The following is a 22,633-nucleotide window of genomic DNA, read 5'->3' as shown; positions in this document are numbered from 1 at the left end:
AGAGTACCGTTTCGGTTGTGACCGAAAGAACCGGCTCGCGATGACGGTGCTGAAGTTCAGCCAGGCGGATACCCTGCGCTGCCGGTTCGGTACGTCGCCGCTGTGGGAAACGATGTCGGCGGTCAGGGTGCTCAACCAGCATCAGCGTCGGCCGCTCTACTCCCCCTGGGTCGCCGGAAAGAAAGAGCTCGCGGCCGAGCTCGACCTCAGCCTGCTCCGGGCAGTCCAACCGCGCTCCGGCTTCACCCCTGACTTCCTGACCCCACCGCCGAGGGCTTCGCGGGCCAAGTTCGCGACCGAGATCGCCCGCGTCCGGAGTACGCCGCTGGACCGGGTCCGGGCAGAGCTGATCCGGTCCCGGGACGAGCAGAACAATCCGGCCGGCCCGGAGATCGACCGGATGCTCGAGGATCCGGCCGGAACACGGGACCGGATGGCCGACCAGATCGAGCAGGCGTGGGAAACGCTGATCAGGCCGGACTGGCCGATGATCAGCCGCGTACTCGACGACGACATCGCCCATCGTGGCCAGCAGCTCACCGCGGGCGGCCTGGCGAAACTCTTCGACGATCTGCATCCGACGGTGATCTGGGAGGACGGCCGGCTGATCGCATCCAACTATCGCGCCGCCGACGCCGAGTTGACCGGGCAGGGGCTGCTGCTGGTCCCGGGGGTTTTCGCGTGGCCGTTCCTCGTGATGGTCGTTGCCCCCAGCTACCAACCGACGCTGGTCTACCCGGCTCGTGGTGCGGCCCGGCTGTGGTCCGACGTACCGGCTCCGCCTGATCCGCTCGCGACGTTGCTCGGCCGGACCCGGGCAACCCTGTTGGTCGCGCTGGATCCACCCGCGACGACGAGCGCGCTGGCGGCGCAGTACGGGCTGGCCTTGGCGACGGTGGCTGAGCATCTGGCCGCGCTGCACGGTGCTGGGCTGGCGACTCGGCGGCGTACCGGGCATCAGGTGCACTATCGGCGGACCGAGGTCGGGCAAGCCGTCGTCGACGCGGCCATCGGGTGAGTGACAATGCTCCGGTGAGCCGACAGGCGCGGAACGCATGAAGGTCCCGAAGGCGGCCGCCAGCCGTCACACCCGCCGCTGGCCGGCCTCACTCGCGGTGGTCGTCGCGCTCGGGCTGCAGCTCGCCGTACCGGCGCAGCTGATGGACACGCCGCGCTGGATCATGCCGGCCATCGGCGCCGCGCTGTTGGTCCCACTGGTGTGGACGAACCCGTTCCACCTGCGCCGGGACGAGGTCTGGCTGCGCTGGGTCGAACTGGTGCTGCTGGCGGTCCTGGTGGGTGTCAACGCCGTGTACCTGGCCAGCCTGATCGTCCTGCTGGCCTCGGGCGATACCGCCGACGGCAAGGTACTGGTCCAGGCCGCGCTGCTGATCTGGGTGACGAACGTGGTCGCCTTCGCGCTCTGGTACTGGGAGATCGATCGGGGCGGGCCGTTCGCGCGGATGCCCGAGCACGAGCACGAACTGGAGCGCGCGGACCTGCTGTTCCCGCAGATGACCGTCGACCTGCCGGGCTGGGAGCGCTGGCTGCCGGGCTTCACCGACTACCTGTTCGTCGCCTTCACGGCCGCGACCGCGTTCAGTCCGACCGACACGATGCCGCTCACCGCGCGGGCCAAGACACTGATGGGGATCCAGTCCGCCATCTCGCTGCTCACCATCGCGGTGGTCGCCGCCCGCGCGGTCAACGTGCTCTGAGCGCGCTGTCCAGCCGGCGAGTATCCCCCTCGACGCCCATGTAATGGGTGTGACATGGTTATGCCCATGTACAGGTTCCCCGGCCGGCACGGTCGGGTGGAGTAGGTGGGAGGTGGGATGGGGATGGCGCAGGATGCTGCTCGGACCAAGTCCGTCGGGCTGGGGTTCGCTGTGTTCTCGGCGATCACTTTCGGCGGGTCGGGGCCGTTCGCCAAGGCGCTGATCGAGGCCGGGATGTCACCCCAGCAGGCCGCCTGGCTCCGGATCCTGGGCGCCGCCGCGCTGCTCGTCCCGCTCGTGCTCATCTTCCGCGGCCGGGCCGGCCTGCGCTCCGCCAAGGCGTCCTGGCCGCAACTCGTCTTCTACGGCCTGACCGGGATCGCCGGCTGCCAGACGCTGTTCTTCGTCGCCGCCAGCCGGCTGCCGGTCGGCGTGGCGATCCTGCTCGAGTTCTCCGGCCCGGTACTGGTGGTCGGCTGGCTGAAGTTCGGCCGCAAGGTCGCGGTGCCGAAGTCCGCCGCGCTCGGCGTCGCGATCGCCCTCGTCGGCCTGGCCACGGTGGTGGAGATCTGGTCCGGGCTGCAGCTCGACCTGATCGGCCTGCTCGCGGGTCTGGGTGCGGCCGCCTGCCAGGCGACGTACTTCATCCTGATCGACAAGCTCACCGGCGTCGCGGATCCGCTGGTCATGACGGCGGCCGGTAGCGTCGTCGGCGCGATCATGCTGACCGCGATCGCCGCCCCGTGGTCGATCCCGTGGAACGTCCTGAGCGACACCATCGCGATCGGTGAGCGGTCCGCGCCCGGCTGGGTCTTCGCGACCTGGCTGATCGTGATCAGCACAGTGGTCGCCTACCTGGCCGGTGCGGCGGCGGTCCAGCGACTGTCGGCGGCCATCGGCGGAGCGGTCGCGTACGTCGAAGTGGTGGCGGCGAGCGTGTTCGCCCTGCTCCTGCTCGGCGAGAAGCTCTCGACCATCCAGATCATCGGTGGGGTCATCGTGTTGCTGGGCGCGTTCGTCGCGCAGTCCTCGGTCGGCAAGGTTGCGCCCGCGATCCCCGACGACGACCGGGACGACAGTGATGAACTCCGGGGGCTCCGCGGCGACACCGTCGGCGCGGCTCCAGGAAACTGATTCCGGTTTCCTGGAGCCGACCTGGCCGGCATCACCCCACCAACGACCGGACCAGCTCGCGCGGTAGTCCGTGGGTCTCGTGCAGGTACTCGAAGTCGCCGTCGTCGAGCGGCTTCTGGAACCGTTCGTGGCTGAGGATCCGCCGGCCCCGGTCGAGCAGGTTGCTGAACCGGATCTCCTCGTCGATCAGGATCCGGCGGACCAGGCTGAGCACCTCACCCTGGTGGAAGTGCCGGCTGGTGTGCTCGAACAACTCCATCGGCAGGTCGGACAGTGTCCGGGTGTCGTCGGAGCGCCACAGCAGCGTCAGCACCCGGCGGATCAGCCGGCGCAGCACGTAACCGCGGCCGGTGTTCGAAGGGTGCACGCCGTCGCCGATGATCACCATGCTGGAGCGCAGGTGGTCGATGACGATCCGCTCGTCCTCCTCGTCGAGCTTCCACAGCTCGGGCACGATCCGCTGCCAGGGCTCGAACAGCTCGGTCTCGTAGACCGACTCCTTGCCCTCCAGCAGCATCGACAGCCGCTCCAGCCCGAGGCCGGTGTCGATGTTCTGCTGCTGCAGCGGTTCCAGCGAACCGTCGTCGAGGCGGCGGTAGCGCATCATCACGTGGTTCCACACCTCGACCCAGCGGTTGTCGGTGGTCGGAGTACCCTCCGGGCCGCCCTCGCCGGTCCAGACGAAGATCTCCGAGTCCGGCCCGCACGGACCGGTCGGGCCGTTCGACCACCAGTTGTCGTCGGTGGTCAGCTCGATCGGCAACCCGAGGTCCTGCCAGGTCCGCAGCGACTCCTGGTCGAGCGGCACCTGGTCGTCGCCGCCGAACACGGTCACGGACATCCGGCCGGGCTCGATGCCGAAGCCCTGGGTCAGCAACTCGTACCCCCAGCGCAGGGTCTGCTCGGAGCCGTAGTCGCCGAGCGACCAGGAGCCGAGCATCTCGAAGACGGTCAGATGGGTCGGATCACCCACCTCGTCCAGGTCGGTCGTGCGCAGACATCGCTGCACGCCGACCAGCCGGCGGCCGAGTGGATGCGGATCGCCTTCCAGGTACGGCGTGAGCGGATGCATCCCCGAGGTGGTGAACAGCACCGGGTCGCCGGGCCTGGGGATCAGCGAGGATCCCGTGGTCGGCACATGCCCGTGGCCGGTGAAGAAGTCGATGAAGGTCTGGTCGATGGTCATCGCGGTGGTCCTTAACTGGTGAGGGACCGGAAAGGGACCGCGGGCCGGGACAACAGAAACCGGCGGACCGTTTCCGGTCGCCGGTTGGAGTGAAGCAGATGTCAGGCAGCGGCAGCCGGAGAGCGGGAAGCTCGTACGGCTGCTGCGATTCGGGACATCTGATGCATGACGCCAAGAGTACATGATCGCGTTCGCAGGTCCAGCAGCATTGTCAGCGCACGTCCAGCAGCTCGCGGAGTAGCCGGCCCGACCGGGCCCAGGTCCACTCGTCCTCGACCCATTCGCGACCTGCCTCGCCCATCGCCTGTGCCCTGGCCGGATCGGTCAGCAACTCGGTCAGGCGAACCGCCGTGGCGACCGGGTTGTACGGGTCGACCAGATAGCCCGTCTCGCCGTGCCGGACAGTGTCGGAGGCTCCCCCGGAGTCGCCGACGATCACCGGCTTACCGGTCGCCGAGGCCTCCAGCGTGACGATGCCCAGCGCCTCCGGTTCCAGCCCGAAACGCCTTGTTCTACAGGGCATTGCGAACACATCGGCAGCATCGACGTACGGCGGGATGTCCCGCCACGGCACCGCACCGGTGAAGCGCACCGCGCGTGTCACCCCAGTCTTCCGCGCGAGGGCTTCCAGCCGATCCCGGTCCGGGCCGCCACCGACGAGCAGCAGGACGGCATCCGGTACGACGGCGAGCACTCGCGGCCAAGCCTTGATCAGCGTGTCCTGCCCCTTGCGCGCCACCAACCGGGACACGCAGGCAACCACCGGCACGCCTTCCAGGCCGAGCCTTTTGCGCATCTGCTCTCCCCCACAACCGGGGAAGAACCTCGCCGTGTCGACGCCCGGTGTGAGTCGCCGCATCCGGCCGGCCGCAGCGGGCGAGAGCGCCGGAGCGATCTGTTCCTCGCACCAGGCCGAGACCGATGTCAGGGTGTCGGCCGCGTCGCCGATGCGCCTGAGCGCTTGGCGCGCTCCCGGCGTACCGGCCCACCAGGTCTCGTGCCCGTGGGTGAGCCCCACGATCCGCCGAGCGCCCGCCTTGCGGAGGGTCGCACCCATCAGGCCGAGTGGCGCGGCGGCTCCGAAGACGACCCGGTCGGCGCCGCACTCACGCATCACCCGTACTGCGTTCCGCGTGACCCGCGGCGTCGGCAGCAGCATCCGCGTACGGTCTCGCACGACTGGGAAAGGAAGCGACGCGTCGTACTGCGCGGCGCCCGGCATCCGGGACGTGAACACCACCGGCTCGGGCAATTCGTCGCACAACGAGCGGACGAACGTCTCGATCCCGCCCTGGCGCGGCGGGAAGTCGTTGGTGACGACCAGGACGGTCACTTCTGGACCAGCGGCGGGACTGTCTTGCCGTGCTCGGCGGCCCAGGCCCGGCCCATCGCGATCCGCTCGGGCGGCGTCGGGTGGCTGGCGAACATCCAGTACCGCCAGCGGCTCGGCTCCAGGCCGGAGATGTTGCGCACCGAGAGCTGATGCTGCATCTCGACGAAGTCCGACGGGTCCTCGGTCAGCCGCAGCGAGCTGTAGTCCGCGCGGGCCTCGATCTTCCGGCTGACCAGATTCTGCACCGGTGAGGCGAGCGTCGTAGCGGCGACGATCAGGGCGAGCAGCAGCGCGGTGTTGCGCGGGTCGGCCATTCGGGCCCCGAGCAACAACCTCAGCAGGACGACGGCGAAGGCGGAACCTAGTGCGCCGATCAGCGTGCCGTGCAGGACGTCGCGCTCAGCGGCGTGCCCGAGCTCGTGCGCGACCACCAGCCGGACCCGCGCCGGCGACGCGTCCTTCAGCAACGTGTCGTAGACCACCAGCCGCCGCGTCGACCCGAACCCGGACACATAAGCATTGAGGGCCGTCGTCCGCTTGGACGCGTCAGCGACCAGCACGTCCTTCACCGGTATGCCGTCCTGGCGGGCGAGCTCCATGAAGTCGTTCCGCTGCGGCCCGGCCTGCATCGAGGTGAACTCGTTGAACCGTGGCTCGACCAGCACCGGATAGGCGAACGAGACGCCCAGCACCAGCACGCCAGCGCCGATCGCCGCAGGCGCCCACCACCAGGTCCGCCACCGTTTGGCCAGGGCAACCAATCCGAGGCTGATGGCAACCAAAGCCAGGGACATCAGCAACCAGTTGGTCAACCGGTCCCGCAACCACAGACTCCAGGGCTCCGTCGACAGGCCGTACTTCTGGGTGACCCGCTCGGCCAGGATGTCCGTGGGCAACGTCACCAGACTTACCAGCAGGCCGAGCGCGAGCACGACCACCGGGACGGCCAGATACCAGCGGCGGGTCCGCGTCACGGCGTACAGGCGGCGGCCGAGGGGGCTGAAGCCGATCGCCAGCGGGACCAGCAGCGACAGGATCCAGGAGGTCGTTGACCAGGGCAACAACTCCTCCCGGAACTGTTGCTGCCGGTCGATCTCGGCGGTGCTGAAGTCGAGGGCGGCGTCCGGCTTCGGCAGGTCGATCAGGTGCCACGGTGTGGTCGCGATGATCACGACGGCGAGGGCCGCGGCAAGGACCAGCGCCGCCCCGACCGGAGCCAACCGGGCGGCTCGCAGCGGAGCCGGCCCGGCAGCCGGCTCGGTGGCAGGCTCCCCGGCCGGCTCAGACACCGGCGAGCCTCTTCAGGTATTTCTGCCAGTCGGCCGTGAACTCCTGCTCGGTGGTGCCGAGCACGGTGCGGAAGGCGTCCGCCAGTCCGGTCGGGCTCTTCGACGCGTGCACCGCCCGGTAGAACTTCACCAACTTGCTCTGCCCCTCCCGCTCGCTGATCAGCCGGCAGGCCAGCCAGCCCGACTCGTAGGCCAGGGGCAGCTCGGTCGACGAGGCCGCGAACGCTTCCGGGGAGGGCAGCGCCTTCGGTACCTTGCCGGCCCGGACCGCCTTGAACAGTTCCTTCGCCGCCGATTCGTCCTGGACGGACACGGCGTCGAAGGCGACGTAGTCGGCGAAACCCTCGGCCAGCCACAACGGTACCGGCGAGGCGGTGGCCACCGAGGCGACGTGGGTGGTCTCGTGGGTCAGCACGATCCGGCGGCCCTGCTTGCCAAGCTCCTCGAACAGCTTCGGGTTGGCGACGATCCGCAGCGGCGCACCGACCTGCGGGGTGTCCAGCTCGGCCATCGTGACCGCGGCGATCTGCGTGTAGGTGCCAGGCTGGGCGCCGAGCACCGACTCCATCTCGGACTGCTTGGCCGGCAGGTAGACGACCGCCTTCTGCTTCCAGTTCTTGCCCCAGACCTCGGTCACCGACTCGACCGCGCGATCCGTCACCGCCGCGTAGTCGTCCGCGTCGGCCTGCGAGTCGAGGCTGATCACCAGGCTGCGCTCCCCCTTGGCGACCTCGATCCCGCCCATCGCCCAGATCGGCCGCCGCTGCCCGGCCACGAACCGGTCACTGAAGGATGCCGCGTACGTCGTACCGTCGCGGGTGACGAACGTCACGGGAAGGGTCTCCCGGGCGGGCTTGGTGTCGAAGCCGGTCAGTTGCCAGGACACCTCGACCTGGGCCAGCCAGGACTCGCTCCCGCCCAGCTCGCTGCGCCGGTCCGGCGTCAGCGCGCCGGGGTCATCGCCCACGTAGCGCAGCTGGAAGGTGGTCAACGGCAACTTGCCGAGGTTGCTGTAGATGGTCCGGGCCTGGGTGTCGAAGTCACCGGCCTTCGGGTCGATGGTGTCCAGGAAGCTGGCCTTGCGTTCCTCCTCGATCGCGTCGGCCATCTTCTGCAGCACCGCCTGGCCCGCGGCGGCCCGGCGTACGCCCTCGGCCGCCTCGTCCGGAGTCGACTTCTCGGCGGACGGCGTCTGGACACTGGTGCCCTGGGCCCCTGGATCGGCGGGCGCGTCGGCGATCTTGCGCAGGCCGGCGAATCCGGCCACCCCGACCAGGCAGACCGCGACGCCGATCGCGACCTTCTGGACGATCGGCCCGTGCGCGGAGCTCCAAGCGCCGGCCACCCGGAGCGCCTCCGCCAGCGGCGGACGCTGCTGACCGTTGCCCGCGGCATGCTGCGCGGGGATCTGGATCGTGGTCTGCTCCGACGGCGAAACCCGCTCGTCACCGTCCGTGGCGGACGCGGTCCTACCGTGCTCGTCCACCACCTCGGCCCCTCGCTGCTCGCCTGCCCCAGTCAGAGAGGTCACGCTGGTCCTTCACTGGAGATGGTCCGACCGGCCGCAGCGAAGGGCACTGAGTGCCTCCTGGGACAGTCAAACACGGGCGTGGGCGGAGTCGGCAAACGAGGCGGCTCCGGGGGCCTGTGTTCCCCCGGAGCCGATGATCATGCAGAGGTGCGGGTCAGCCCGGACGGACCGCGCCGGTGTACCCGCTCATGTAGTCGATGTCGTCGGTCTTGACCGGCCGGCCCGGGTTCGGTGCGTGCACCATCCGGCCGTTGCCGATGTACATGCCGACGTGGCTGATCGGGCTGTTGTAGAAAACGAGGTCGCCGGGCTGCAGCTCACCGCGGCTGACCCTGCGGCCCTCGCCGAACTGCGCCTTCGACGAGTGCGACAGCGAGACGCCGGCCTTGCCCCAGGCGTACTTCGTCAGGCCGGAGCAGTCGAACGAGCTCGGACCCTCGGCGCCCCACACGTACCGGTCGCCGAGCTGGGCCATCGCGGCCTGGACCGCGACACCCGCGCGGCCGTTGGCCGGTACCGGGGTGGTGTCTTCCTCGTCGTCCATCCGGTCGTTGCTGCGGCTGGCGCGCTTACGCTCGTCGTTGGCCTTCTCGACCTCGCGCTCCTGCTCCTCCCGGAGCTTGGCGCGCTCGGCGTCGGTCAGCTTGTCGAGCACCTTCTCGGCGGCGGCGACGTTCGCGTCGAGCTGCTTCTTCAGCGCCTGCTGCTGGGCCTTCACGGCCTCCAGCGCGGCGAGCTCGCTCTGCTCGCTGGCCTGCAGGTCGGTGAGCTTGCCCTGGGCGGCCTGGAACCGGCGGAGGGCCGAGTTCTGCTGGCCGGCGAACGCCTGCGCGGTGGAGGCCTGGCTGAGGAACTGGTCCGGGTTCGTCGACAGCAGCAACTGCGCCGTCGTCGTCATCCCGGAGGTCTGGTAGCCGGCGACCGCGAGGGAACCGATCTGCCGCTTGACCGTGTCGACCTGGGCCTGCTGCTTGGCGATGCCAGCCTGCAGCGCCTTCACCCGGATCTGCGCTGCGGTGATCTGGCCGCGGAGGTCGTTGGCCGCCTCGCCGGCGGCCGACGCCTTCTCCTGCAGCGCGGCGACCTGGGCCTTCGCCTGCTCCAGGTTCGGTTTCGGCTCCGCCTCAGCACCGGTCTGGATGAAGATCACTCCGGCGACGACGGCGGTGGAGGTGATGGCGGCGAGGGCAATGCCCCTGAAGCGCTTCGTGCGGCCGATGGACACAGCCCGGTCGGTCCCTTCCTCTGCTCGTTGCCGTCCCCGTCAACCCGCCTGGTCCGTTCGACCGGCCGGTCACTCCCTCGGCGCTGAATCTTCGCTGCCCGCGCGGTCTGGTCGACCGACACTGTGAGGCAACGAGAGGTAACAGTAGTAACCGATTCGTGACCGGTGCAATTCGCCCCTCTGGTTTGATCCAAACTTAACGTCAGCAAACCCTTTCCCCAGCCCCGAATCACCCCCAGCAGCAGCGTCCTCTCCCAGACTCCTGACACGAAGCCCGTTCGCGCGGCACGGAGGCCCCTCCGCGGGGGTGCGGAGGGGCCTCCTGTTGGGGCTGACGGAGGGCTAGGGGAAGGGAAAGGGGAAGGGGAAGGTGATGCCCAGGAGCTTCGCGAGCTTCTCGTATTCCTGGACGACCTGGCCGCACTGGACGCGCCGCGCCCGAAGCCGGCCCGGGCTGACATCAACAACGACGGCCGGGCCGACGTGAGCATGGTGCTCGACCACGGGTTCGGGCGGACCGCGGTCTGGAACCTGTCGGCGAAGGCCGACGGATTCCGCACCGGCACGCTGGCTTGGGACAGCGGCGACAACGGCGGGTTCCCCCTGTTCCGGACCCGCTCGGTGCAAGGCGACTTCGACGACAAGGGCGGCGCGGACATCGGCCTGTTCCGGGAGGAGCCCGGCCGCCGCATCTCGCTCTACCTGCTGAACTCCGACGGCAACCGGTACGCCGCACCGGCAGCGCCGGCCTGGACGAGTGGGGGCGCGGCCTGGCCGCTCAGTACCGCCGCGTCCTCGGCGGAGAGGTCACTGGCGACACCAAGGCGGACATCATCGTCCAACTGGCCAGCGGCACCGGGAGTTGGCGCACCCGGGTGCAGTCGCTCGACGGTGGCGGCCGCGCAGTACACGTGCTGGATTCGACCGGGGCTGCCTTCACCCAGCCGGTGGCGCGCTGGCCAGGAGGCAAGGGTCGGTGCCAGCCTGGGCCCGAAGTTCGACATCGAGCACCGGACGTACGAGCTGGTGGCGAGGAACAGCGGCCGCTGCCTCGAGGTGGCCGGTGCCAGTCAGACGAACCCGGCGAACCTGCAGCAGTGGGATTGTGCCGGCGGGTTGCACCAGCGGTTCCGGATCGTGCCGCAGGCAGGAACGGATCAGTTCGAGGTCCAATCGGTGCATGTGAACGTCGCGCCGAGCGACGGCAAGGCGCGCTGCCTGGACGTCGGCGCGCAGAGCACCCCGGTAATCCAGTGGCACTGCGCCGGGACCGCCAATCAGCAGGTGCTGCTGGAGTATGCCGAAGGCAGTAGCTACGACACGGTGGTCCGGATGAAGTTGCGCACAGCAACAAGTGCGGTGCGATCGCGGGTGGCGCCACCGGCGACGGCGCCAAGGTGGTCCAGCAGCCGTGTGCCGCGGTGGCCAGCCAGCAGTGGATCCTGCGGGCTGCCCTCAACACTCCGCAACTCGAGGGCAGGTACAAGGTCTCGCCGGTGATCAGCAACTACGTGCTGGACATCAAGGACTGCATCCCGGACCGGGGCATCAGATAGTGGGACTGGCTGAACAGCTCCAGCCAGAAATGGCAGCTCAAGCCGCTGGGCGACGACCTCTACCAGATCATCGACACAGGCAGCTCGACGGCGGTACAGGTCAGCGGCTGCTCGACCGCCAACGGAGGACACGTCGTCCCCTACCCGGTGGATCGCTCCGATTGCCTTGCCAGCAATGGAGATTGGAGAAACAAGGGTGAACCGGTGACCGGTGGTAGACCGAGCGGTTCGCGGACAAAGCTGGGTCAGGCGTGCGGGTCAGGCGGTGTCCGCGGACGGCTCCGGTCTGTGCCGGTGGCCCGGCTCCAGCTCCGCGCTGTCGACCGCGTGCACCAGGCGCAGCGGCGGCACCAGACCGGACTGGGCCAGTACGTCGAGAGCGGCCAGCTCCTCGTCGTCGATCCGCAGGGAACTCTGCTCGGGTGGCATGCCGAGCACCACGCTGACCACGCAGTCCCGGCAGCCGGGACCTCTCATCACACATGCGTCGCAGTCGATCAGCACAACGTCCTCCTCAGTACAGTCCTTCAGGTGGGGAAGCCCCGGACTTGCATCCGGCTGAGAAGGACGCTAGAGAACCCCACCGACAGTTTTTCGCCGACCGCGCGTCACCGGCCCGCTACGACGCAGTACGGACCGGTCTCAGACACGTTCGACGACGGGTAGATCGTCTTCGCGCAGAGGCCGGAGCTGTACGCCGGGCACTAGCCGCGGGCGATCCGGGCGATCAGGGTGGTGGCGGACAGCGCGCGGGCGCCCATGGTGACGGTGCTCTCGGCAACTTCGCGGTCGGTGGAGACGACGACGATCGGGCGACCGGGCGGCTCGGCCCGGACCAGTTGCCTGATCACGTCGTCGGCGATCACCCCGGCCGGGCTGAACCGGACCCGTACGCCGCGGGGCGGGTTCAGCTGGACCGGGCCGGACAGCTCGGCGCCGTCGAAGACCACGGTGACCTCGATCCGTCGCTGGGCCACCAGCGCGCCCAGTGCGGTGACAAGCCGCTGGCGCTGGGAGTGCAGCGGGGAGTTCGGCCAGGCGGTCTTGGTGACGTTGTAGCCGTCGATGATCAGGTGCACCTGCGGCAAGGCGAGCAACTCGTCGAACAGCGCCGGGTCGTCGTCGGGCGCAGTACGGCCGACTGGTGCGTGCGATGGCTCCACGCCGGCGACCGTGTCGGCCGGGCGGAGCTCTCCCCCGGGCGGCAGGGCCAGCTCGCGACGGAGTCCTCCTGCTGCTTCTACCAAGGTGTCCAGGAGCAGGCGCGTTCTGGTCGAGGCCATTTCCCGTTCCTGCCCTGCAGTACGGCGGGCTGCGTGCTCTACTGCCTCCAGCTCGGTGATGCGGGCGCGCAGCTTGCGCAGTTCGCGCTCGACCTCGGCCCGGGCCGCGTCCACGCGTTCGTCGGCGGTCGCTGCCTCAGTGGTGCGCAGCGCGAGATCCTCCTGCAGACCGGTGATCCGCTGGCGCGCCTCGTTCAGCTTGCGGCGCAGTGTGACGTTCTCGGCCTTCAGCTCCGACACCTGCTCGCGCAGGCGCTCGCGCACCTGGCGGGTCTCCGTGCGCGCCTGGTCAAGCTGGTCCTGCAGCCGCTTGACGACGTCCTCGTCCACGGCGGGCTTCTCCGGCGGCAGCTGGGCGGCCTCGGCTACCCGCTGCTCCCAGTCGTCCGGGCGGAGCAGATACGCCAGCGCAGCCACCTCAGTCGGCTCCGCGGCCGGTACTGCGAGTCCGTCGGCGACAGCGTCACCCAGTGCCTGGTGCTCCTGGCGCACCTCGAAGGCGACCAGCTTGCGGAAGTGGTCGTCGGTCTCGAGGATCGGGCCGAGCACGGAGGCGGACAGCTTCGCGCGCTTGCCAGGAGCGAAGCTGGCGAACCGCCGCAGCGGTGGTGGGATGTCGGTCGCGGGCATCTGCCCCAGTGCCTGGGCGGCCAGTTGCAAGACCCGTTGCCGGACGGGTTCGGGCAAGGTGGTGGCAGCGGAGCTCGCGGCGGTGCCTGCCTCAGCCACCGGTCCGCAGTCTGGTCGGCACGGCCCTCTGGCACAGCCAGTGATGCGGACCACAGTGACCGGGCGCGCGGCCCGGAATCACAGTGATCGCTTGTGTACGCATACAGAGAGCGTAGTCGGTAGCGGCGGGTCTGCCATGTTGATTGCGGGTTGATCCCGGTCGCCGGCCGGCCGCCGCTCGGCGCCGGGCCGCGTGTCCGGACCGGAATTGTCGGTGCGGGCTTCTAGCGTCGTGGTCATGAGCAGCCCCCTGCCGGATCGCGCCGCCGCCCCGGCCTCCGGACCGGCGACGCCGATCCGCGGCGTCCAGCCGAGTTTCGACGACCTCGGTACGCCGTTGCGCGACGTCACGTTCTGCGTCGTCGACCTGGAGACGACCGGCGGCGCGCCGGGCGAATCGGGGATCACCGAGATCGGCGCGGTCAAGGTCCGCGGCGGCGAACTGGTCGCCGAGTTCCAGTCGCTGGTCAATCCGGCCGAGCCGATCCCGCCGTTCATCGCCGTACTGACCGGGATCACCGACCTGATGGTGGCCGGCTCGCCGCGGATCGAGTCGGTGCTGCCGGCCTTCCTGGAGTTCGCTCGCGGCTGTGTGCTGGTCGCGCACAACGCGCCCTTCGACATCGGCTTCCTCAAGCACGACACCCAGGTGAACGGCTACGACTGGCCGGACTTCGCCGTCGTCGACACCGCGACGCTGGCCCGGCGGGTGCTGAGCCCGGACGAGACCCCGAACTGCAAGCTCAGCACGCTGGCGAAGTTGTTCAGGGCAACGGTCACGCCGAACCACCGGGCCCTGTCGGACGCGCGCGCCACGGTCGACGTACTGCACGGACTGTTCGAGCGGGTCGGGTCGCTCGGCGTGCAGACGCTGGAGGATCTGCAGACGTTCTCGTCGCGTGTCGCCCCGCAGGTGCGGGCCAAGCGGCACCTGGCCGAGTCGTTGCCGCACGCCCCTGGTGTCTATTTGTTCACCGACGATCGCGGCGAGGTGCTGTACGTCGGCAAGTCGAAGGATCTGCGCACTCGCGTCCGGTCCTACTTCACCGCCTCCGAGCAGCGGACCCGGATCGGCGAGATGATCGGGATCGCCAGCGGGGTGCGCGGCATCGAGTGCGGTACGGCGCTCGAGGCCGAAGTACGCGAGCTGCGGCTGATCGCCGAGCACAAACCGCGGTACAACCGGCGCTCGAAGTTCCCCGAACGGCAGCACTGGCTGAAGGTGACGGTCGAGCCGTTCCCGCGGCTGTCACTGGTGAAGCAGGTGCGCGACGACGACGCGGGGTACCTCGGGCCGTTCACTTCGCGGAAGACGGCCGAGCGGGCGATGGCCGCGCTGCACGAGGCGTTCCCGATCCGGCAATGCACGGACCGGATGTCGCGGGCGCCGCAGGGTTCGCCGTGTGTGCTGGCCGAGATGGGCCGGTGCGTGGCGCCTTGTGACGGGCGGATCTCGCCGGAGAGCTACGGATCGTTCGTGGCGTCCCTGCGCGCTGCGCTGACTCATGATCCGGCGCCGGTGATCGCGGCGCTGGACCGGCGGATCGACCTGCTGTCCGCCGACGAGCGCTTCGAGGACGCCGCGGTCCAGCGCGACCGGCTGAGCGCCTTCGTCCGGGGCAGCGCGAAGATGCAGCGGATGGCCTCGGTCACCGGCTGCGCGGAGATCTGCGCGGCGAAGCGAACTGACGACGGCGGCTGGGAGCTGCACGTGATCCGCCGGGGCCGCCTGGCCGCGGCCGGAATCAGCCCGCGCGGCACGGATCCCCGCAAGTACCTGGACATGCTGCGAGCTTCCGCCGAGACGGTCCTGCCCGGTATCGGCCCGGTGGCGTCCGCATCCCCCGAAGAAATAGAGCTCGTACTGCGCTGGCTCGACTCCCCCGGCGTCCGGCTGGTCGAAATGGACGGCACCTGGAGCTGCCCGATCAGCGGAGCCGGCCGGCACGTGGCCCGGTTGGACAACTCGCACTCCGAAGAGCACCACCACCCCAGCGAACGCCGCCGCAGAATGCGCCCCCTCGGCATCACCGCCCGCTGAGTACTTACTGAGGCAGTCCCTCCGCACCCCCTGGCGTCATTACACTCAGTGTCTGTTCCACTACCCATGAGGCTGCCCCGTTCGCACTCCTCTCCCCGCCACTGCACTGACCATGGCGTGCTGCTGACCGGATGCACGTCCAGCGGCGACTCGCCGCCGGACCGGGCCACGGGCACCCCCGAACGGCAAGTGCTGACCTTCGTGGTCCAGCGCTGGCTCAAGACCTGAGCGATCGCGACGCACATACCGGGAGCAGGCGTTGGCGGCACTATGCTTCAGCGCGGTAGGGGGCTGGTTTCGAGGAGAGGACGACATGGTCACCGCGATCGTGTTCATCAAGGCCGACGTCGCACGCATCCCGGAGGTCGCCGAGCAGGTGGCGGCGATCGAGGGCGTCAGCGAGGTGTACTCGGTCACCGGCGGGCTCGACCTGATCGCGATGGTCCGGGTCGCCCACCACGACGACCTCGCCTCCGTCATCCCCGACCACGTCAACCGGGTGCCCGGCGTACTGAGCACCGAGACGCACATCGCCTTTCGCGCGTACTCGACCCACGACCTGGAGGCCGCCTTCAGCCTCGGCGAGGAACAGGGCTTCTGAGCACCCGAATCCACGGGCTGACTGACACGCGCTGAAGTTACGGTGAACGCATGAGCAACCCTCCCGCCGGCTGGTATCCGGACCCCACCGGACAGCCCAACACCATTCGCTGGTGGAACGGGACGCAGTGGACCAACCGGACCGAAAAAGAACCAGACCCGGCCGAACCCCCCACTCCCGAACCGGCCCCAATCCCCTCAACGGGCGCAGCCTCGACCGGCGGAACCTCCGCAGCCGTCCCCTCCACCGGCGCCACCTCGTCAACTGACGCTGCTGCCGCGACAGGCGCCAGCTCCGCGACCGGCACCGGCTCCTGGACCGGAGCTACCTCGTCGACCGGAGCTGCCTCGTCGACCGGGGCTACCACCGCGACCGGTGGCGCCTCCTCGACCGGAGCTGACATGGAAACGGGCGCTGGCTCCGCAAGCAGGGTCGGGTCGTCGACGGGGGCTGACTCGTCACCTTGGGCTGCAGGCGCTACCGGGGCCGGCTCCTCGACCGGGGCTGACTCGTCGACTCAGGCTGCGGCCGTCAGCGGGGCTGGTTCGTCGGCGGTTGCCCCTGCGAACGGCGGTGCTGGTTGGGCTGCTGGGGTTGAGGGCGCGGGTGCTGGTTCTGGTTGGGGTGCCGAGTCGGACGGCGCGGGTTCGGGCACCGGCTCGGCTGGGGCGGCCGCTGCGTCTACCGCTGAGGCGGCTGACACGGCTGACACGGGTACGGCAGCCGGTACTTCGGGGCCTCGGTTGAGTCCTGCGGAGAAGGCTAAGTCGACGTGGATGGCACCAGTAGAGGTTCCGGCCGCGGCCGGCCACTGGACCCAGCGTCCCGCGCCGCCTGAGGATGCCGAACCCATCACGCAGGCCCAGGCCGAGCTCGCCAACGAGCAGGCCAACCAGCAAGCGCAGACTGCCCAGCAGACCGGCTGGAAGCTGACCCTGGCGCACGACTCATCCAGTACTGCGCCGACGCCGACCCCCAAGCCGGAGCCCGACAAGTCGTGGGCCGCCACCAACTGGACGCAACCACCCACCGAGGCGCCGACCCCGAAGGACCCGACGCCTGACGCGGACACGACCCAGGAGATCAGCACCACGACGCAGCAGCCCACCACGCGTTGGTCACAACCGACCGGCGACGACGCAGCGGCGGGTTCTGCTGCTTGGGGCTCGACGCCGACCGGTCGGACCGACGATTCGTTGCTGTCGGACGAGAACGTGCCGACGTCGGACAGCAGCGCCACTCCGTGGGGTTCGCCGGTCGAGGTCACGCCAGCTCAGAGCTCCAGCGATCAGCAGGAAACTGCTCCGCAAGGCGACTACGCCCAGAGCGGCACCGCTGGCACCACGCAAGGCGACGACGGCGGCTGGGGCACCAACGCCCAAGAAGCCAGCAACGGTTGGGGTAGCAGCAACACGCAGCAGGCAGCTGCTGACGGCTGGGGTGCCGCTAGCACGCAGCAGGGCAGCGGCGACGCAAGCGGTTCCAGCGCGTCGGGCAGTTCCAGCGCTTCGGGTGGTACAGCCGCGGGTGGCTGGGGCACGCCCCCGCAGGAGACCGGCACGGATGGCTGGGGCACACCCTCAAACCAGCAACCGGCGACGCAAGACCCGACTGCCGACGGGTGGAGTGCATCCGCACGGCAGGAAGGTGCTGCTGATGGATGGGGTGCAGCGACTCAGCAGGAGACGGCTGCTGGTGGCTGGGGCGCAGGTGCACCGCAGGAGACGGCTGCTGGTGGTTGGGGCGCATCTGCGACCCAGCAAAGTGGTGCCGGTGGCGGAGACGCCTCTGGTGCGCCGCAGGAGACTGCTGCTGATGGGTGGGGTGCGGCTGCGGGCCAGCAAGGTGGTGCTGGGGGCGGGCACGCGGCTGGTGCGCAGCAGGGTGGTGCTGGTGGGTGGGGTAGTTCCGGCTCGCCGCAGACGAGTGGCGACGGATGGGGCGCATCCGCAGTACAGATGCCTGATCCGCCGCAGCCGACCACTACGCAGTGGGGTGCGGCCGGCGCGACTGGGCCGCAGGCAAGCACTCAGTGGGGTTCCACCGGCCAGCAGACCCAGCAAACCGCTGGCACTTGGCAGAACACCGGCCCGTCACAGTGGCAAGGAGACGGCGGCCCACAGGGCGGCGGTGTCCGCAAGGGCAGGGACAAGAGCAAGGACAGCGACAGCGGCGGCGGCATGAACAAGACGCCGCTGATCATCGGCGGTGCTGTCGCGCTGGTGATCCTCGTCGCGGTGGCAGTCCTCCTCATCGTCAACGGCGCCGACAAGAAGACCGCCGACCCGGGCACCACCCCCGCACCGCAGCCGACCGGCAGCGCCCCGACAACACCGGCGACGTCGGGTGCGCCCGGCACCAAGCCAGGCCAGTCGAAGGACCCCAAGCTGCACGAGGGAAGCCGGATCAGCTCGGACGCGATCTCGTTCCCGCGTCAGGGTGGCGGCTGGTCGGATCGCAAGCGGCTGATCCCGCAACTGTTGAACTCCAGCGGCCAGTACGTCCTGCTGCAGAGGGACTTCGACGGCAGCAACGACTGGTACGCGGACATGTTCGTCGGCGGGCTCGGTACCGCGACACCGTTCAGCGGCGACCCGAAGGCGACTGCGCAGGCGCTGCTGACCCAGGTGCACAACATGAACTACGGCAACATCCCGGTCAGCTACAAGGCGGTGAGCAACGGCGCGGTCGAGCGATCGGGCAAGAAGGGCTGGTACTTCCAGGAGACCGTCACGGCGAAGTCCCCGAAGGTCACCTCGGTACTGCTGCTGACGGTCGCGGTCTTCGACCTCGGCGACGGCACCGCGGTCGCCTACATCAGTGACATCCCCACGAACCGGCCAGATCTGAAAACGGCCGAAAGCCAGGTCTACAAGGGAATCAACGTTGGCTGAGAACGAAACCCCCACGCCCCGCCCACCAGCCCGCCACAGCGCCCCACCCCCACCCACCAACCAGCCAACCGACCCGTCGTCGACCGACCCGTCGTCGACCGATCCGTTGTCGACCGCGCCTTCGTCGCCTGGTCCTTTGCCGACCGCCCCTTCGTCGGCTGGCCCGCTGTCGCACGGCTCATCGCCAACTGCTCCTCTGTCGGCCGGCCCGTCCTCATCCGATCCCTTGTCGACCACGCCTTCGTCGGCTGGTCCGCTGTCGCACGGCTCTTCGCCGACTGATCCTCTGTCAGCCGGCCCATCGTCGACGGATCCGTTGTCGGCTGGTCCGTTGTCGTCGGGGCCGCCGCCGAGCCCGCCACAGGACTGGCGTTCCGCAGCACCACCGGCCGCCGGCCAGGTCCCCTCAACGTCGTTCCCTCCCCCACCCCCAAGCTTCACCCCAGACGACGCCCCTACTGACCCTCGCCCGTCAAGCACCTCGACCGGCGCCGGCCAGGACTCGTCCGACCCTCTACTCGGCCAGTCACGCGCCCCAGCTCCACCGCCCCTGCCCTCACACAGACCAGACACCGATACGCCGCAACCGCCAGCGGACAACCGCAGCACATCGCCAGGACCTGACCCCGCCGGACCAACCCAACCTGGTCAGCAGCAATGGTTCCAACCGAGCCAGCCCCCGCAGGGTCAACCCGGCCCGGCACCGCAGAGCCAGCCCGGGTCAGCACCGCAGGCCCAGCACAACTCGGCGCCGCAGGGCCAGCACGGGTCAGCGCCCCAGGCCCAGCACGGGGCCGCGCCCCAGAGCCAGCACGGACCGGGAGCTCACGGCCAGACCGGCCATGGGCCGCTGGGCGCAGGGCCCGGCACCGGGCAGGGCGCACAGTCCGGCGCCGGCCTGCAGGGTGCGCAACCCAGCGTCGGCCCGCAGGCCCAGCACACGCCGGCACCGCAGAGCCCGCAGCACCGTCAGGCGTCGCCGGGCCAACTGCCGGAGAGTCAGCGGGGCGCGGGACCACACGGTCAACACAGCGCCGGGCCGCAGAGTCCCCAAGGTCCTCTGCGGGCGGCCGGTCCGCAGAATCCCCAGCAGGCGGCGGGACCACAAGATCCTCGGCAGGTAGCGGGACCGCAAGGTCCTCAGCAGGTAGCGGGACCGCAAGGTCCTCAGCAGGTAGCGGGACCGCAGGGTCCTCAGCAGGTAGCGGGACCGCAAGGTCCTCAGCAGGTGGCGGGACCGCAGGATCCTCAGCGTGGGCAAGCGCCGCAGGCGCCCGGCTACGGGCAGCCGAATCAGCAACCCCGCCAAGCAAACCAGCAATCGCAGCCCTCCCGCCCGAACCAGCCGCCGCAGCCCGGACAGCAATCGCAGCCGGGAGTACCCGCCAACGGACCAACCGGTCCGCAGCCATGGCCGGGGCAGGCCGGAGCCAGCGGTCCAGGCAGCACGCAGCCCCGGGCCGGACAGCCAGTTGGAAACGCACCGGTCGGCTCGCAAGGGCAGGCCGGCCAGCGGCCGCAAGGTCAGCAAATGCCCTATAGGCCAGGCAATCAGCCGGGCCAGCCAGCGGGCGGAGGCTCCGGCGAACAGCCCGGGCAACCGGGAGCCGGCCCGGGCAACCAGTCGGGGCAGCCGATGCCGCAGTACGGCACCGCCGAGCAGCCGATGCCGCGCTACGGGTCCGCCGAGCAGCCAGGGCGGTCCTCGCCGTACGGCGCTGGCGGGCAGGTTGGCCAGCCGATGTCCGGAGGGTCAGGTGTGCAGCCGGCAACTGCGTCGGGTAACCAGCCTGGGCAGCCAATGCCGCGCTATGGGTCCGCCGAGCAGCCAGGACAGTCGATTCCCCGTCACGGCTCCGTCGAGCAGTCGGGGCAGTCTGCGCCGTACGGCGCGGGCGGGCAGGCCGGCCAGTCGATGGCCGGAGGGTCAGGCGAGCAGCCTGGGCGGCCGAGTGGTCAGCCGGGGCAGTCGATGCCGCGTTACGGGCCCGCCGAGCAGGCGGCGCAGTCCGCGCCGTACGGCACGGGGGCGCGGCCTGGGCAGCCGGCGTTTGGTGGCCCGGGCGGGCAAGGTGGGCCGTTGTCGCAGGGTGGGGAGCCGCTGCGGGGTGCGCCGGTGTCTCAGGGTGGGGAGCCTCGGCGGAGCGCGCCGTTGGCGCGCGGGGACGAGGGTGTGGGCGAAGAGGCTTATGGGATTGTGGATGATCCTAAGTACGGGCCGGGTGGTGGGGGTGCGCGTAGTTCGCGGTTGGTGGGGGCTGTTGGGTTGGTCGTGGGGGCTCTGGTGGTTACCGGGCTCAGTGCTAGTTGGATCTGGAACAAGGCTGATGCGGTGACGCCGGTTTCGTTGCCTTCGGCCAAGTCGGAGCCGTTGACTACGGTCAGTCCGTCGGCGCGGCCGACCACGCCGCCACCACCGCGGGGGCAGGTGCTCGGTTCCAACATGGTTGCCTTCAACAAGGACACGATGCCGCTGCTGGGTTCGGAGTGGGAGGACTACGGCAGCGGGTTCCAGGCCGGCCTCAACGGTGGTGCGGCGACCTGGCTGACCGTGCACGACAAGTACGACGGCAAGAAGGCGAAGTGGGGCAACTTCGTCGCCTTCGGCGGGCTCAACCCGAAGATCAAGGTGGTGAGTACCCCGGCAGGGCTGAAGGCGGCGACCATCCAGGCGGCCAGCCGGGCGATCGTCGGGCTGTACGACGAGAACGTGAAGTTCATCGGCAAGTCCACCCACACGCCGATCACCGTCGACGGGCACACCGGGCACGAACTGAGTATCAAGGTCGCCGTCAGCGTGCCCAAGTTGCCGGAGACCTTCTCCACCGTCCTGGTCACCGTGATCGACCGCGGGGACGGCACCGCCGACGTCGCGATCGGAGACATCGCCGGCAGTACGCCGCAGTGGATCGAGATCTGGCGCTCCAAGGTCCAGGAGATCAAGATCGCCGGCTGACACACGACAAGAGCCCGCCCCCGCGAACACTCGCGGGAGGCGGGCTCTGACCGAGGTACACCGAAACTACGAACGGACCTCGACGCAAGCAGCGATCCAGCGGTCCAGCACGCTCTTGGCCTCGCCGGAGTCGATCGCCTCGGCCGCCCGGTCCATTCCTGCACGGATCCGCGCAACCAGCGGCCCGGTGCTGCCCTCATGCGCCGCCAGCGCCGCACCCGCGTTCAGCAGTACGACGTCGCGCACCGGCCCAGGCTCGCCGTCCAGCAGAGCTCGCACGACCTTCGCGTTGTACGTCGCGTCCGCTCCCCGCAACGCATCAGCCGGCACCGGCGCGATACCCAGCTCCCGCGGATCCAGCGTCTCCGGTCCTTCGACTGCCCCGCGCCCGACCGTCCAGACCTGCGACGTCGTCATCGTGGTCAGTTCGTCGAGCCCGTCGTCCCCGTGGAAGACCAGCGCGTCGATCCCCCGCCGAGCCAGTACGCCGGCCATCAGCCCGGCGATTCGCCCGTCCCCGACCCCAACGGCCTGCGCCGACGGATTACCGGGGTTGGCCAACGGGCCCAGGAAGTTGAACGTGGTCGGCACGCCGAGCTCACGCCGCGGTACCGCGGCATGCCGCAACGCCGGGTGGAACGCGGGAGCGAAGCAGAACGTGATCCCGGCCAGCTCCCCCACGGCCGCCACCTGCGCGGCGGTGAGGTCGAGCGGGATACCCAACTCCTCCAGCACGTCCGCGGCACCACAAGCCGACGAGGCGGCCCGGTTGCCGTGCTTCAGCACCTTCGCCCCGGCGCCGGCCGCGACGATCGCCGACATCGTGGAGATGTTCACAGTGTGGGCTTGGTCACCACCGGTACCGACGACGTCGAGCGTCCGGCCCGGTACGTCGATCCGGGTGGCGAACTCGCGCATGGTCGCGACCATGCCCTCGACCTCGGTCACCGTCTCGCCCTTGGAGCGCAGCGCGATCACGAAACCCGCGAGCTGCGCGGGCGACGCGGCGCCGGACAGGATCTGCTCCATCGCCCAGGCGGTCGCGGCGGAGTCGAGGTCCTGGTGCCGCAGCAACGGGTTGAGTACCTGCGGCCAGGTCAGCGCGCGCCCGCCAGGCGCAGTACCGGCGGGGGGATCCAGAGGGGCGGCCATGGCGC

Annotated in this window: 17 protein-coding genes and 3 pseudogenes; 11 read left to right on the top strand and 9 right to left on the bottom strand. The window is 69.7% G+C overall.

Annotated elements, in window-relative coordinates; all coding sequences use genetic code 11:
* Positions 1-40 precede the first annotated feature (40 nt).
* From ACQPYM_RS17150 to ACQPYM_RS17140, 3 genes are all read left to right on the top strand, one after another.
* A complete protein-coding gene (locus tag ACQPYM_RS17150) occupies positions 41-1,018 on the top strand; it encodes a DUF5937 family protein (protein WP_433021763.1) in 978 nt (325 codons plus the stop codon).
* A 37-nt stretch (positions 1,019-1,055) separates the two neighbouring features.
* Positions 1,056-1,718 (top strand): hypothetical protein, encoded by a 663-nt coding sequence (locus tag ACQPYM_RS17145; RefSeq protein WP_433021761.1) that lies wholly within the window; start codon positions 1,056-1,058, stop codon positions 1,716-1,718.
* A 123-nt stretch (positions 1,719-1,841) separates the two neighbouring features.
* Positions 1,842-2,852 (top strand): EamA family transporter, encoded by a 1,011-nt coding sequence (locus tag ACQPYM_RS17140; RefSeq protein WP_433021759.1) that lies wholly within the window; start codon positions 1,842-1,844, stop codon positions 2,850-2,852.
* A 31-nt stretch (positions 2,853-2,883) separates the two neighbouring features.
* On the opposite strand, the gene ACQPYM_RS17135 is transcribed toward ACQPYM_RS17140, so the two are convergent.
* From ACQPYM_RS17135 to ACQPYM_RS17115, 5 genes are all read right to left on the bottom strand, one after another.
* On the bottom strand, positions 2,884-4,038 hold the full coding sequence (locus ACQPYM_RS17135) for an alanine--tRNA ligase-related protein (protein WP_433021757.1): 1,155 nt from the start codon (positions 4,036-4,038) through the stop codon (positions 2,884-2,886).
* A gap of 211 nt (positions 4,039-4,249) precedes the next feature.
* Positions 4,250-5,371 carry a glycosyltransferase family 4 protein gene (locus ACQPYM_RS17130; protein ID WP_433021755.1) on the bottom strand — a complete coding sequence of 374 codons (1,122 nt, stop codon included), beginning with the start codon at positions 5,369-5,371 and terminating at the stop codon, positions 4,250-4,252.
* Positions 5,368-6,660 carry a M48 family metalloprotease gene (locus ACQPYM_RS17125; RefSeq protein WP_433021753.1) on the bottom strand — a complete coding sequence of 431 codons (1,293 nt, stop codon included), beginning with the start codon at positions 6,658-6,660 and terminating at the stop codon, positions 5,368-5,370. Before ACQPYM_RS17125 ends, ACQPYM_RS17130 begins: the two co-directional genes overlap by 4 nt.
* Positions 6,653-8,191: a hypothetical protein gene (locus ACQPYM_RS17120; RefSeq protein ID WP_433021751.1), complete on the bottom strand. Its 1,539-nt coding sequence runs from the start codon at positions 8,189-8,191 to the stop codon at positions 6,653-6,655. The genes ACQPYM_RS17125 and ACQPYM_RS17120 overlap by 8 nt, the downstream gene beginning before the upstream one ends.
* Before the next feature lie 154 nt (positions 8,192-8,345).
* Positions 8,346-9,416, bottom strand: coding sequence for an NlpC/P60 family protein (locus ACQPYM_RS17115; RefSeq protein ID WP_433021749.1), 1,071 nt, complete (start codon positions 9,414-9,416; stop codon positions 8,346-8,348).
* Between the two features lie 489 nt (positions 9,417-9,905).
* Here ACQPYM_RS17115 and ACQPYM_RS17110 point away from each other — a divergent pair.
* From ACQPYM_RS17110 to ACQPYM_RS17100, 3 genes and pseudogenes are all read left to right on the top strand, one after another.
* Positions 9,906-10,640 (top strand): annotated as a pseudogene (locus ACQPYM_RS17110) (RICIN domain-containing protein); the annotation flags it as partial.
* A 173-nt stretch (positions 10,641-10,813) separates the two neighbouring features.
* A complete protein-coding gene (locus ACQPYM_RS17105; RefSeq protein ID WP_433021747.1) occupies positions 10,814-10,972 on the top strand; it encodes an RICIN domain-containing protein in 159 nt (52 codons plus the stop codon).
* Between the two features lie 9 nt (positions 10,973-10,981).
* Positions 10,982-11,050 (top strand): annotated as a pseudogene (locus tag ACQPYM_RS17100) (hypothetical protein); the annotation flags it as partial.
* Between the two features lie 180 nt (positions 11,051-11,230).
* Here the strand turns inward: ACQPYM_RS17100 and ACQPYM_RS17095 are convergent.
* The gene (locus ACQPYM_RS17095; protein ID WP_433021745.1) at positions 11,231-11,449 is read right to left on the bottom strand and encodes a hypothetical protein; all 219 of its coding nucleotides are present in this window, start codon (positions 11,447-11,449) and stop codon (positions 11,231-11,233) included.
* Between the two features lie 227 nt (positions 11,450-11,676).
* Positions 11,677-12,984, bottom strand: a complete 1,308-nt coding sequence (locus ACQPYM_RS17090; RefSeq protein WP_433021743.1) for an NYN domain-containing protein — start codon at positions 12,982-12,984, stop codon at positions 11,677-11,679.
* A 238-nt stretch (positions 12,985-13,222) separates the two neighbouring features.
* Between ACQPYM_RS17090 and ACQPYM_RS17085 the strand changes: the two genes are divergently transcribed.
* The 4 genes and pseudogenes from ACQPYM_RS17085 (at position 13,223) to ACQPYM_RS17070 (ending at position 18,520) form a co-directional block, all read left to right on the top strand.
* Positions 13,223-15,025: a DEDD exonuclease domain-containing protein gene (locus ACQPYM_RS17085; protein ID WP_433021741.1), complete on the top strand. Its 1,803-nt coding sequence runs from the start codon at positions 13,223-13,225 to the stop codon at positions 15,023-15,025.
* 313 nt (positions 15,026-15,338) lie between these two features.
* The gene (locus tag ACQPYM_RS17080; protein WP_270131066.1) at positions 15,339-15,626 is read left to right on the top strand and encodes an Lrp/AsnC family transcriptional regulator; all 288 of its coding nucleotides are present in this window, start codon (positions 15,339-15,341) and stop codon (positions 15,624-15,626) included.
* 50 nt (positions 15,627-15,676) lie between these two features.
* Positions 15,677-15,745 (top strand): annotated as a pseudogene (locus ACQPYM_RS17075) (DUF2510 domain-containing protein); the annotation flags it as partial.
* 657 nt (positions 15,746-16,402) lie between these two features.
* A complete protein-coding gene (locus tag ACQPYM_RS17070) occupies positions 16,403-18,520 on the top strand; it encodes a hypothetical protein (RefSeq protein WP_433023540.1) in 2,118 nt (705 codons plus the stop codon).
* Between the two features lie 769 nt (positions 18,521-19,289).
* On the opposite strand, the gene ACQPYM_RS17065 is transcribed toward ACQPYM_RS17070, so the two are convergent.
* Positions 19,290-19,781: a hypothetical protein gene (locus ACQPYM_RS17065; protein WP_433021739.1), complete on the bottom strand. Its 492-nt coding sequence runs from the start codon at positions 19,779-19,781 to the stop codon at positions 19,290-19,292.
* Positions 19,782-20,852: 1,071 nt separating this feature from the next.
* Here ACQPYM_RS17065 and ACQPYM_RS17060 point away from each other — a divergent pair.
* Positions 20,853-21,476, top strand: a complete 624-nt coding sequence (locus ACQPYM_RS17060; RefSeq protein ID WP_433021737.1) for a hypothetical protein — start codon at positions 20,853-20,855, stop codon at positions 21,474-21,476.
* Positions 21,477-21,542: 66 nt separating this feature from the next.
* Here the strand turns inward: ACQPYM_RS17060 and trpD are convergent, their stop codons facing one another.
* A complete protein-coding gene (gene trpD, locus ACQPYM_RS17055) occupies positions 21,543-22,628 on the bottom strand; it encodes an anthranilate phosphoribosyltransferase (protein WP_433021735.1) in 1,086 nt (361 codons plus the stop codon).
* Between the last annotated feature and the right edge of the window lie 5 nt (positions 22,629-22,633).

Source organism: Kribbella sp. CA-294648, from assembly GCF_050943845.1.
Lineage (GTDB): Bacteria > Actinomycetota > Actinomycetes > Propionibacteriales > Kribbellaceae > Kribbella.
The sequence above is the reverse complement of the archived record's forward strand: the minus strand, read 5'-3'. Positions and strand labels throughout refer to the sequence as shown.